At 66.7% G+C, this 12,065-nt stretch carries 10 protein-coding genes; 4 read left to right on the top strand and 6 right to left on the bottom strand.

Going from position 1 to position 12,065, the window contains the following annotated elements; all coding sequences use genetic code 11:
• Positions 1-8: 8 nt before the first annotated feature.
• Positions 9-1,934: a PrkA family serine protein kinase gene (locus CAL11_RS03255; protein ID WP_033460565.1), complete on the bottom strand. Its 1,926-nt coding sequence runs from the start codon at positions 1,932-1,934 to the stop codon at positions 9-11.
• 377 nt (positions 1,935-2,311) lie between these two features.
• Positions 2,312-3,436: a bifunctional diaminohydroxyphosphoribosylaminopyrimidine deaminase/5-amino-6-(5-phosphoribosylamino)uracil reductase RibD gene (gene ribD / locus CAL11_RS03250; protein WP_086094504.1), complete on the bottom strand. Its 1,125-nt coding sequence runs from the start codon at positions 3,434-3,436 to the stop codon at positions 2,312-2,314.
• A gap of 206 nt (positions 3,437-3,642) precedes the next feature.
• Between ribD and CAL11_RS03245 the strand changes: the two genes are divergently transcribed.
• Both CAL11_RS03245 and CAL11_RS03240 read left to right on the top strand, forming a co-directional pair.
• Positions 3,643-4,206 carry a cysteine hydrolase family protein gene (locus CAL11_RS03245; RefSeq protein ID WP_033460569.1) on the top strand — a complete coding sequence of 188 codons (564 nt, stop codon included), beginning with the start codon at positions 3,643-3,645 and terminating at the stop codon, positions 4,204-4,206.
• A 12-nt stretch (positions 4,207-4,218) separates the two neighbouring features.
• On the top strand, positions 4,219-5,175 hold the full coding sequence (locus CAL11_RS03240) for a GlxA family transcriptional regulator (RefSeq protein WP_086092134.1): 957 nt from the start codon (positions 4,219-4,221) through the stop codon (positions 5,173-5,175).
• Between the two features lie 12 nt (positions 5,176-5,187).
• Here the strand turns inward: CAL11_RS03240 and nrdR are convergent, their stop codons facing one another.
• The 4 genes from nrdR to tyrS form a co-directional block, all read right to left on the bottom strand.
• A complete protein-coding gene (nrdR, locus tag CAL11_RS03235) occupies positions 5,188-5,670 on the bottom strand; it encodes a transcriptional regulator NrdR (protein ID WP_003814871.1) in 483 nt (160 codons plus the stop codon).
• 158 nt (positions 5,671-5,828) lie between these two features.
• Positions 5,829-7,076 carry a serine hydroxymethyltransferase gene (gene glyA, locus CAL11_RS03230; protein ID WP_086092133.1) on the bottom strand — a complete coding sequence of 416 codons (1,248 nt, stop codon included), beginning with the start codon at positions 7,074-7,076 and terminating at the stop codon, positions 5,829-5,831.
• Positions 7,077-7,290: 214 nt separating this feature from the next.
• Complete coding sequence (locus tag CAL11_RS03225; protein WP_033460579.1) at positions 7,291-7,947, bottom strand: YbhB/YbcL family Raf kinase inhibitor-like protein; 657 nt, start codon at positions 7,945-7,947, stop codon at positions 7,291-7,293.
• A 35-nt stretch (positions 7,948-7,982) separates the two neighbouring features.
• Positions 7,983-9,212, bottom strand: a complete 1,230-nt coding sequence (gene tyrS, locus CAL11_RS03220) for a tyrosine--tRNA ligase (protein WP_033460582.1) — start codon at positions 9,210-9,212, stop codon at positions 7,983-7,985.
• A 261-nt stretch (positions 9,213-9,473) separates the two neighbouring features.
• Between tyrS and CAL11_RS03215 the strand changes: the two genes are divergently transcribed.
• Positions 9,474-10,889 (top strand): M23 family metallopeptidase, encoded by a 1,416-nt coding sequence (locus CAL11_RS03215; protein WP_068927193.1) that lies wholly within the window; start codon positions 9,474-9,476, stop codon positions 10,887-10,889.
• Positions 10,890-10,894: 5 nt separating this feature from the next.
• Complete coding sequence (locus CAL11_RS03210) at positions 10,895-12,031, top strand: anhydro-N-acetylmuramic acid kinase (RefSeq protein ID WP_086092132.1); 1,137 nt, start codon at positions 10,895-10,897, stop codon at positions 12,029-12,031.
• The last annotated feature ends 34 nt before the right edge of the window (positions 12,032-12,065 follow it).

Genomic DNA, 12,065 nt, shown 5'->3' with positions numbered 1-12,065 from the left:
CACCTCGCTCAGGAAGACTTCCTCACTCTAAGATACCACTCGCACAGAAGCCGAACCTGTTTTTCGGTGTAGCCCTTATCCACCATACGATCTACGAAGCTCTGGTGCTTGCTGCGGTCTTCGGCCGACGCCTTGGCGTTGAACGAGATCACGGGCAACAGGTCTTCGGTGTTCGAGAACATCTTCTTCTCGATGACTTCGCGCAACTTTTCGTAGCTGGTCCAGTTGGGATTGCGCCCGGCGTTGTTGGCCCGCGCGCGCAGCACGAAATTGACGATCTCGTTGCGGAAGTCCTTCGGATTGGCGATGCCGGCCGGTTTCTCGATTTTCTCCAGCTCGTCGTTGAGCGCGGAGCGATCGAAGCTCTCGCCGGTTTCCGGGTCGCGGAACTCTTCGTCCTGGATCCAGCAATCGGCAAATGTTACGTACCGGTCGAAAATGTTCTGTCCGTATTCCGAATACGACTCCAGGTAGGCCGTCTGGATTTCCTTGCCGATGAATTCGGCGTAGCGCGGAGCCAGATAGCCCTTGATGAATTCCAGGTAGCGCCGGCGGGTTTCCTCGGGGAAGTCTTCGCGGGCGATGCGTTGCTCAAGCACGTACATCAGGTGCACGGGGTTGGCCGCCACCTCGGTCTGGTCATAGTTGAAGACGCTGGACAGGATCTTGTACGCGAACCGGGTGGACACGCCGGTCATGCCCTCGTCGGTGCCGGCATAATCCTTGTACTCCTGCAGGGCCTTGGCCTTGGGGTCCACGTCCTTGAGGCTTTCGCCGTCGTAGACCCGCAGCTTGGAGTAGATGCTGGAGTTCTCGGGCTCCTTCAGGCGCGTCAGCACCGAGAACTGCGCCATCATGTCCAGCGTTCCCGGCGCGCACGGCGCCTGCGCCAGCGAACTGTGGCGCAGCAGCTTTTCGTAGATGCACACCTCTTCCGACACCTGCAGGCAGTACGGCACCTTGACGATGTAGATACGGTCGAGGAAAGCCTCGTTGTGCTTGTTGTTGCGGAATGTCTGCCACTCGGATTCGTTCGAGTGCGCCAGGATCATGCCGTTGAACGGAATGGCCGAAAAGCCCTCGGTGCCCTTGAAGTTGCCTTCCTGCGTGGCGGTCAGCAAGGGGTGCAGCATCTTGATCGGCGCCTTGAACATCTCGACGAATTCCAGCAGGCCCTGGTTGGCCAGGCACAGGCCGCCCGAGTAGCTGTAGGCGTCGGGGTCGTCCTGGGCGTAGCGCTCCAGCTTGCGGATGTCCACCTTGCCCACCAGCGAGGAAATGTCCTGGTTGTTCTCGTCGCCCGGCTCGGTCTTGGCGATGGCCACCTGGCGCAGCACGGAAGGATTGAGCCGCACGACGCGGAACTGCGAGATGTCGCCGTCGAATTCACGCAGGCGCTTGACCGCCCAGGGCGACATGATGCCGCTCAGGTAGCGGCGCGCGATGCCGTACTCCTGCTCCAGCGTATCGCCGAAGCGCTCGGGATGGAACAGGCCCAGCGGCGATTCGTTGACGGGCGAACCCTTCAGCGCATAGATGGGATAGGCCTCCATCAGCACCTTCAGCCGCTCGGCGATCGAGGACTTGCCGCCGCCCACCGGCCCCAGCAGATAGAGAATCTGCTTGCGCTCCTCCAGCCCCTGCGCGGCGTGCTTGAAGAACGCGACGATCTGATCGATCACGTCCTCCAGGCCGTAGAACTCCTTGAACGCCGGATAGCGCCGGACCAGGCGGTTGGAGAACAACCGCGAAAGCCGGGGATCGTTGCGGGTATCGATGAGTTCCGGCTCGCCGATGGCCGCCAGCATGCGTTCGGCGGGGCTGGCGTAAGCCATGGGGTCTTGCTTGGCCAGCGAGAGATACTCTTCCAGGGAAAGTTCGGTTTCCTGGTCCCTCGCGTAGTGCGACTTGAAGCCTTCGAGGATGCTTTGCACGGCTAACCCTCCTACAGTGCCTGACGTACTACTAAACAGGTCGGGTTGGTTCATTGTGTGCCCGGCGACGCGCACATGCCAGAATTTCTTGCAAATCGCGTGACCACAGCATATTGACGTAGTACTTTCGCCACACACAATAGACGGGATACCAGACCCTGTAAGGTTTAGGCTTGCATCGCCGCGCACAAGTTCCGCATATCGCCAAATTTCCACCCCGCCATATGCTCTAGCCATCAATGGCGAGCCTGGCAGCGACCTGCGTCGAGTGCTAACAACCTATCGGATAGACGCGCACCACGCGCATGGCGTTCCGATTGCGCAACGCCTTTGCACATTTGGACAATTCATTGCGCCCGCCATGATGGGCGCATGGTTTATCCACGCTGTCGCGACGCGGCGCTCACGCTGTCCTGCAGCGCGCGCCAGCGCGACGCCACACGGGCTCGCAGGCGCACGTCCGCGCCCACCGCAGCCAGTTCGGCGAATTCGAAGCGGCGCGCCCCATCGAGATGTTCGAGCAAGGGCAGTCGTACCATGCCCGCCGCGTCGCCCAGCAAAACGGGCGCCAGATACACCAGCAACTCGTCCACGCAATCCTCAGCAAGCAGCGCGCCTGACAATCCGGCCCCCGCTTCCACGTGCACTTCGTTGATTTCCTGGCCGGCCAGCCAACGCATTACGGCGGGCAGGTCGACGCGATCCGGGCGGGCGCCCGGCAGTTCGATCACACGCGCATTGCGCTCGACCATGCGGCGCGCCTTGGCCGCATCGGAACGGGCCGTGAAAATCAGTACCTGCGCCTCGTCGTCGAACAGGCGCGCGTCCTCGGGAATTTCGAAGCGCCCATCGATGACCGCCTTGCGCGGCGGATGGCTGGTCTGCACCGCGCGCACGTTCAATTGCGGATCGTCCTTGAGCACCGTACCCATGCCGGTCAGCACCACGCCGCTGCGGGCGCGCCAATGGTGGCCGTCGGCGCGCGCTGCTTCGCCGGTGATCCACTGCGACACGCCGTTGTGCAGGGCGCTGCGCCCATCCAGCGAAGCGGCCAGCTTCAGCCAGACCCACGGCAGGCCGCGGCTCATGCGCGCCGCGAAGCCCGCGTTCAATTCCAGCGCCTCGTCGCGGCACACATCCTCGGCCACGGCGATGCCGGCGGCGCGCAGCCGCGCCAGGCCCTGGCCGTTGACGCGCGGGTTGGGATCGCCCATGGCGACCACCACGCGCGCCGGCGCCGCCGCCACCAGGGCATCGACGCACGGCGGCGTACGGCCGAAATGGCTGCATGGCTCCAGCGTCACGTACACCGTGGCGCCCGCCAGCGAGGCGCCGCGCGCGGCGGCCTCGCGCAGCGCGCGCACCTCGGCGTGCGGGCCGCCTGGCGGCTGCGTGGCGCCCTCGCCCAGCACCTGCCCGTCGCGCACGATGACGCAGCCCACGCGCGGGTTGGGGGCCGTGCTGTACATGACCGAACGCGCCAGGGCCAGGGCGCGCCGCATCCAGGAAACGTCGTCGGTGGGCTGGGAGGTATTCACGATCGAGATTGTATGCGCGGGCAGGCGCGCTTCCGGCTACAGTAGCACGCAACGTATGACAATGTCCGTATTGGTCCGATGATGGTCCATGACGGATCTCGCCCGGCCTCGCGCCGGCGCGCAGAATAGCGCTTCAGCAACCTAAAAACCGCCACCCGGGAGCCTACGCCATGAAACAAGCGCTGATCGTCATCGATGTCCAGGAATCCTTCCGTCACCGTCCGTTTTGGGACGATAGCGAACTGCCGGCGTTCCTGGCGCAAGTCCAGGCGCTGATCGACGGCTGCCGCCAGCGCGATATTCCCGTGCTGCAAGTGTTCCATGTCAACGCCGCCAACGACCCGGCCTCGCCGTTCGCGCTGGCCTCGGGACATGTGGTCGCCCTGCGCGGACTGCGCATCGCCCCGACCGCCGTGTTCCACAAGACGGTGCACTCGTCCCTGTACGCCCGGGACGAGGCCGGCCACAGCCTGCACGACTGGCTGCTCGCGCACGACATCGGCGAGGTCATCGTCTGCGGCATCCGCACCGAGCAGTGCTGCGAAACCACCACCCGCCACGCCTCGGACGCCGGCTTCAAGGTCCGCTTCGCGCTCGACGCCACCCTGACCTTCGCCATGCGCGCCGCCTCGGGCAAGACCTATACGCCGGCAGAGATCCGGGAACGCACCGAGCTGGTGCTGCAGGACCGCTTCGCGCAAGTCCTGCCGGCCGCCGCCGCGCTGGCCGCCTGAGCGCGGCGCGCCATGGTCCCAGTCTATTTCGTGGTGCCTCCGGGCCTGGTCCTGCTGGACCTGGCCGGGCCCGCCGAAGCATTTCGCATCGCCAGCAAGCTGCGTCCGGGCTCGTTCGCGCTGCACTACTGCGGCCCCGAACCCGAGGTCGAATGCGGACTGGCCGGGCTGCACCTGAGCCGGCTCGCCCCCCTGCCGGCCAGCCTGCCGGCCCAGGCGCTGGTGGTGGTGCCCGGCGTCATCGACGCGGCGTTCCAGCTCGATCGCCCGCCGCTGCGCGCCGTGGTGGACTGGCTGGCGCGATGCCGCGCGCGGGGCCGCTTCGACCTGATGTCGGTCTGCTCGGGCGCGCTGCTGGCCGCCGCGGCCGGGCTGCTGGCCCACCGCGAGTGCACCAGCCACCACGATTGCCTGCCCGGCCTGGCGCGGCTGGAACCCACCGCGCGCATTCACGACAATCGCATTTTCGTGGAGGATGACGGCATCTGGACCAGCGCCGGCGTCACCGCCGGCATCGACCTGGCGCTCTACCTGGTAAGCCGGACGTGCGGGCCGCGCGTGGCCAGCGCGGTGGCGCGCGACCTGGTGGTCTACCTGCGCCGCGCCGGCACCGATCCGGCCATCTCGCCCTGGCTGGACGGCCGCAACCACATGCACCCCGGCGTGCACCGGGTGCAGGACGCCATCGTGCACAACCCGGCGGCGGCCTGGACGCCGCAAACCCTGGCCGCGCAGGCGCACACCAGCGCGCGCCATCTCAGCCGCCTGTTTGCCGAGCACGCGGGCTGCACGCCCATGGATTACCTGTACCGGGTGCGGCTGGCGCTGGCGCGCGAACTGATCCGCGAAACGCGGCTGGATCTCGAACACGTGGCCGAGCGCGCCGGATTCGGCTCGGCCCACCATATGCGGCGGGTCTGGCGGCGCCACGAATCGGGCTCGCCCAGCACCGCCCGCCACCCCGCCTGAAACCGGGGCGCCCTAGTCCTTGCGCAGTTTCTTGCCCGGCAGCAAGGGCCCCTGCATCTCGCGGATCGCCTCGACGAACTCGCCGATGTCCTCGAAGCTCTTGTAGACCGAGGCGTAGCGTACGTAGGCCACCTTGTCCAGGCGCTTGAGTTCGCCCATGACCAGTTCGCCGATCTGCTCGCTGGGCACTTCGCGCATGCCGCTGGCCAGCAGGGTTTCCTCGATGCGCGCCACGGCGCTGTCGACCTCGTCGGTGCTGACCGGGCGCTTGCGCAAGGCCAGGGACAGGCTGCCGCGCACCTTGCCGGCGTCATACTCGGTGCGGCTGCCGTCGCGCTTGACCACCGACGGCATGGCCAGTTCGACGCGTTCGTAGGTGGTGAAGCGTTTGTCGCAGGACAGGCAACGGCGGCGACGCCGGATAGTGTCACCCTCTTCCGAAACCCTGCTGTCGACAACCTGGGTATCGGCGTTGCCGCAGAATGGACACCTCATGCGCGCTCCCCGTACGGATGATGCGGATATTGTAATAACGCGCGGCCCGCATCGGGCGCACCGGCGCCAAAACCGTGGTAATTCCGCCCATCAACGAAAAAAAGACAGGCCCTGGCGGGCCTGTCTTGCCGGCGGCGGGCGACCTGCGCCCGGCCGCATCAGTTGCCGTAGACGGGCAGGCGGGCGGTCAGTTCATTGACCCGCGCGCGCACCGCGGCGATGTTCGCTTCGTCGCGGGGATTGTCCAGCACGTCGGCGATCAGGTTGGCGGTCAGCTCGGCCTCGGCCTCCTTGAAGCCGCGGGTGGTCATGGCCGGGGTGCCCAGGCGGATGCCGCTGGTCACGAAGGGCTTTTCCGGGTCGTTGGGAATGGCGTTCTTGTTGACCGTGATGTGGGCCTGGCCCAGCACCGCTTCCGCTTCCTTGCCGGTGATGCCCTTGGGACGCAAGTCCACCAGCATGACGTGGCTTTCGGTCTTGCCCGACACGATGCGCAGGCCGCGCTTGACCAGCGTATCGGCCAGCACCTTGGCGTTCTTGACGACCTGCTGCGCGTAGTCCTGGAACTCGGGCGACAGCGCTTCCTTGAAGGCCACGGCCTTGGCCGCGATGACATGCATCAGCGGGCCGCCCTGGATGCCCGGGAAGATGGCCGAATTGACGGCCTTCTCGAACTCGGACTTCATCATGATGACGCCGCCGCGCGGGCCGCGCAGCGACTTGTGCGTGGTGGAGGTGACGAAATCGGCGTGCGGCACCGGGTTGGGATAGGCGCCGCCGGCCACCAGGCCGGCATAGTGGGCGATGTCCACCATGAACAACGCGCCGTTGTCATGGGCGATACGCGCCATGCGCTCGAAGTCGATGTGCAGCGCGTACGCGGAAGCGCCGGCCACGATCAGCTTGGGCTTGTGCTCCTTGGCCAGCCGCTCGACCTGCGCGTAGTCCAGCACCTCGTTGGCGTCCAGGCCGTAGGGCACGAAGTTGTACAGCTTGCCCGAGGCGTTGACCGACGCGCCGTGCGTCAGGTGGCCGCCTTCGGCCAGGCTCATGCCCAGCACGGTATCGCCCGGCTTGAGCACCGCCATGTACACGCCCTGGTTGGCCTGCGAGCCGGAGTTCGGCTGCACGTTGGCGGCCTCGGCGCCGAAGATCTGCTTCAGGCGGTCGATGGCCAGCTGCTCGACCACGTCGACGTACTCGCAGCCGCCGTAGTAGCGCTTGCCCGGGTAGCCTTCCGCATACTTGTTGGTCAGTTGCGTGCCCTGGGCCTGCATCACGGCCGGGCTGGCGTAGTTCTCGGACGCGATCAGCTCGATGTGCTGTTCCTGGCGTACGTCTTCTTTCTGGATGGCGGCCCAGACGTCGGGATCCACCTGGTCGAGGGGCAGGTTGCGGTTGAACATGGAGTTCCTGGTGCGGGTAGGTAGGGAAAACAAGGGCAGCAATGATGCTGCGACTGCGCTAGTGTACAGCGACAGCGGCCCCCCGCCGGGGCGCGGGCGCCCCGAAACAGGCCAAATTCGCGCTTCGGAACGCAAAAACCGCGCAAGCTCCCGTCTACCGCAAAAATGCCTCAAATCGGCATGAGCCAGGCTCATGCAAGCCCGGCCGCCGCGGTCACGAACTGGTGGTGGCGCCGATCTGGCGCGGCGCCAGGTCCGGATTGAGGGTATAGGTGCCGGTCAGCGACGCCTGGGCCAGCACGTGCCCCTGCATGGCCTTGAGCGCGTCCAGGCCGGTGAACGACCCCTGCAGGTTCAGCGACGGGACGTCCAGCGCGTACAGCGTGAACACATAATGGTGCACGCGCTCGTCGTTCCAGGGCGGGCACGGGCCGTCGTAGCCGAAGTAGTCGCCGTTCATGTCGCGGTCGGCGGCAAACCAGCCGGTGTAGTCGTTGACCCCCTGGCGCGCGTTGTTGGGCGCCAGCGGCCCGCCCTTGCCGCGCGGCGTGATGCCATCGGAAAAGGCGCCTTCCTGGATTTCGCGCATGTCCGCCGCCAGGTCGACCAGCACCCAGTGGAAGAAATCGACGCGCGGCAGGTCGGCGGGCACCGTGCGGCCCTCCTGGTTGACGTCGTCGGGCTTGGAAGGCACGTCCGGGTCGTGGCAGATCAGCGCGAACGACTGGGTGCCCTCGGGCACGTCGTCCCACGAAAACTGGGGGTTGAAGTTGTCAGCCAGCGCGACGTGCGATTGCGCGTCGATCCTGCCGAATGCGTAACGCTCGGGGATCGACTCGTTATCGGAAAAGGACAGACTCGATAAGTTCATGTCGTGCTCCTGAAAGTGAGACCCTCGATAAGAGGCTACCCCACCAACTTAACACGCGCAAACTTGCGCTTGCCCACCTGCACGACATAGGTACCGGCGGACAATTGCAACGATTTGTCTTCGACCCGGTCGCCGTTGACCCGCACCCCGCCCTGCTCGACGTTGCGCTGGGCTTCGGAACCGGAGGCGACCAGCCCGGCCTCGCGCAGGATGCGCAGAATTCCCTGGGGCGCGCCGCCCACGGTCACCTCGGGCATGTCCTCGGGAATGGCGCCGTCGCGAAAGCGCGCCTCGAACGCGGCCAGCGCCGCCTCGGCGGCCTGCGGCGAATGAAAGCGCGCCACGATCTCCTGCGCCAGCGCCACCTTGGCGTCGCGCGGATTGCGGCCGCCGTCGATCTCGGCCTTCAGCGCCGCGATGTCGGCCAGCGAACGGAACGACAGCAGCTCGTAGTAGCGCCACATGAGCGTGTCGGAAATCGACATCAGCTTGCCGAACATCGATTCGGGCGTTTCCGAGATGCCAATGTAGTTGCCCTTGGACTTGGACATCTTCTCGACGCCGTCGGTGCCCACCAGCAGCGGCATGGTCAGGATGCACTGCTGCTCCTGGCCGTATTCCTTCTGCAGCTCGCGGCCCACCAGCAGGTTGAACTTCTGGTCGGTGCCGCCCAGCTCCAGGTCGGACTTCAGGGCGACCGAGTCATAGCCCTGCAGCAGCGGGTACAGGAATTCGTGCACCGCGATCGGCACGCCGCCCTTGAAGCGCTTGGTGAAATCCTCGCGCTCCATCATGCGGGCCACGGTATAGCGCGAGGCCAGCTGGATCATGCCGCGCGCGCCCAGCGGATCGCACCATTCCGAGTTGTAGCGGATCTCGGTGCGGGCCGGGTCCAGCACCAGGCTGGCCTGGGCGTAGTAGGTCTTGGCGTTGGTCTCGATCTGTTCGCGCGTCAGCGGCGGACGGGTCGAGTTGCGGCCGCTGGGGTCGCCGATCGTCGAGGTGAAATCGCCGATCAGGAAGATGACGTTGTGGCCCAGGTCCTGCAGCTGACGCATCTTGTTGAGCACCACCGTGTGCCCCAGGTGGATGTCCGGCGCGGTGGGGTCCAGCCCCAGCTTGATGCGCAGCGGCACTCCGGTCGCGCGGCTGCGGGCCAGCTTGCGGGCAAACTCGGATTCCACCAGCAATTCGTCGCAGCCGCGGCGTGCGATGGCCAGGTCGGCCTCGACTTCAGGAGTGATTGGGGCTTCGGGGTGAGACATGTCAATGGGCCAAATGGATGAATCTTGGCTAAAAAAAGGTGTAAAAACTACTGAAATAAGTCGAAAATTTTAGCCGAATCCGCTAGGATACTGCCCTAATCATACGCAACTGTCACCGTACGGTTGCTGTCCCGGCTAAATCCACCCGTTTGTTTCACGAAATACGCTAGCAGGCGTATGCCCCTCGCACCGGAACGTGCCGGAGGGCGCGCACGCGCAGCGTTTGCTTGAATCTCACGCAGGCTGAAAGGTTTTTTCACGATGAATCGTGGCCCCAACAGTTTGGTGCGCAGCTTCAAACGCAAAGTTGCCGCCCTGTTCGCCCCTCCTGTCGAACCTACCTCCCGTGGCGGCGCCCTGCTCCGCCGCACCCTGACAGTCTCCGCGCTCGGCCTGTTCGCCGGCGCCGCCGCGCTGGGCATGGTTCAACAGCCCGACCGCTCCGAACTCCCCCCCTTGCGCCTGGTCGACAGCGTCCTGCCGCTCGAGGCGGGCCAGGTGCAGGTCAGCGACGCCAGCAACGCCCCCTATATCAGCGAAACCCGCATCCGCGCCGGCGACACCCTGGCCGCCGTGCTGCAGCGCCTGGACATCGACAGCCCCCGGCTGCAGAACTTCCTGACCCACGACCCCAGCGCGCGCAGCATCTACAAGCTGTACCCGGGCCGCTCGGTGCAGGCCGCCACCAACGAGGACGGCGACCTGGTCTGGCTGCGCTACATCCACACCCCCGGCAACGAATCCGGCGGGCAGGTGGTCACGCGGCTGCTGCACGTGGCGCCCGACGACGCCAAGGGCTACAAGGCCGAGGAAGTCACCCAGGGCACCGAGCAGCAGACGCGCGTCGCGGTCGGCACCATCCGCTCCTCGCTGTTCGGCGCCACCGACGCGGCGGGCATCCCCGACTCGGTCACCATGCAGATGGCCGATATCCTCAGCTCCAAGATCGACTTCCTGCGCGACCTGCGCCAGGGCGACCAGTTCCGCGTGGTGTACGAAGTCCGCACCCACGAAGGCCGCTATGCGGGCGCCGGGCGCGTGCAGGCGCTGGAATTCATCAACGGCGACAAGACCTATAACGCCGTCTGGTTCAGCCCCGACGGCAAGAGCGGTTCGTACTACGACTTCGACGGAACCAGCCTGCGCGGCGCCTTCCTGCGCACCGCCCTGAAGTTCAGCCGCATCAGCTCGACCTTCGGCATGCGCATGCATCCCATCCACAAGACCTGGACCGGCCACAAGGGCGTCGATTACGCGGCCCCGACGGGCACCCCGATCCACGCCACTGCCGACGGCACGGTCGAGTTCGCGGGCTGGCAGAACGGCTACGGCAACGTGGTCATCGTCAAGCACCACGGCAAGTACTCGACGCTGTACGCCCACCAGAGCCGCATCGCCGCCGGCCTGAAGAAAGGCCAGAAGATCGCCCAGGGCGAACTGGTCGGCTACGTCGGCTCGACCGGCTGGGCCACCGGCCCGCACCTGCACTACGAGTTCCGCGTCAATAACCAGCCGATCGATCCGCTCGCGGTCGACCTGCCGGTGGCCCGCAAGCTGGAGCCCGCCGAACTGCGTGCCTTCACGCAGGCCGTACAGCCGTACAAGCAGCAGATCAAGCTGCTGACCGAGTTCCAGCAGACCCTGCCGACAGGCACGGCCACCGTGGCCAGCCGCTGACCCGCATGGACAGCACGACGCACGGCCCGCGCACGCATGTGCCGGGCCGTTTGTTCATCGGCCTGATGTCCGGCACCAGCATGGACGGCGCCGATGGCGTGCTGGTGCGGCTGGACGGGCCACGGCCCGAAGTGCTGGCCAGCGCCAGCCTGCCCATGCCCGCCGCCCTGCGCGACGAGCTGTTCGCGCTCAACCATGCCGGCGCCAACGAACTGGAACGCGCCGCGCTGGCCGCCAACGGCCTGGCGCGCCTGTATGCCCAGGCCGTGCGCCAACTGCTGGACCAGGCCGGGCGCCAGCCCGGCGACGTGGCGGCGATCGGCGCCCACGGCCAGACCGTCCGGCACCGCCCCGACCTGGGCTATACCCTGCAACTGAACGCGCCGGCCCTGCTGGCCGAGCTGGCCGGTATCGACGTGGTGGCCGATTTCCGCAGCCGCGACGTGGCCGCCGGCGGCCAGGGCGCGCCGCTGGTGCCGCCTTTCCATGCCGCGCTGTTCGCCGGCGGCCAGGCGCGCGCCGTGCTCAACCTGGGCGGCATCGCCAATGTCACCCTGCTCGAACCCGGCCGCCCCCCGCGCGGCTTCGACACCGGGCCGGCCAACGTCCTGCTGGACGCCTGGTGCCAGCGCCACACCGGCCAGCCTTACGACGCCGACGGCCGGTTCGCCGCGCAAGGCCAGGTGCTGGCCGACCTGCTGGAACACCTGATCGCCGGCGAACCCTGGTTCGCCCTGGCGCCGCCCAAATCGACCGGACGCGACCTGTTCAACCTGGATTGGCTGCTGACACGGCTGCAGGCATTCGATGGCCCGGCGCCGCAGCCGCAGGACGTGCAGGCCACCCTGCAGCGCCTGACGGCGCGCACGGTCGCCAATGCCATCGACGCCAGCGCGGCCGCGCCGCGCGATGTGCTGGTCTGCGGCGGCGGGGCCCGCAATCCGGGTCTGATGCGCGAGCTGGCCTATTGCCTGCAGCGCCCGGTGCGCCCCACCGACGACGCCGGCGTGCCGGCGCAATGGGTCGAGGCGCTCGCCTTCGCCTGGCTAGCCCAGGCGCATCTGGACCGCATTCCGGCCGGGCTGCCCACGGTCACCGGCGCACGCGCGGCGAGCGTGCTGGGCGCGCTCTATCCCGCCTGAAGCGTCCCAACGAAAAGGCCCTTCGGCGTATTGC

It is taken from the genome of Bordetella genomosp. 6, from assembly GCF_002119705.1.
GTDB classification, from domain to species: domain Bacteria; phylum Pseudomonadota; class Gammaproteobacteria; order Burkholderiales; family Burkholderiaceae_B; genus Bordetella; species Bordetella bronchiseptica_F.
The sequence above is the reverse complement of the archived record's forward strand: the minus strand, read 5'-3'. Positions and strand labels throughout refer to the sequence as shown.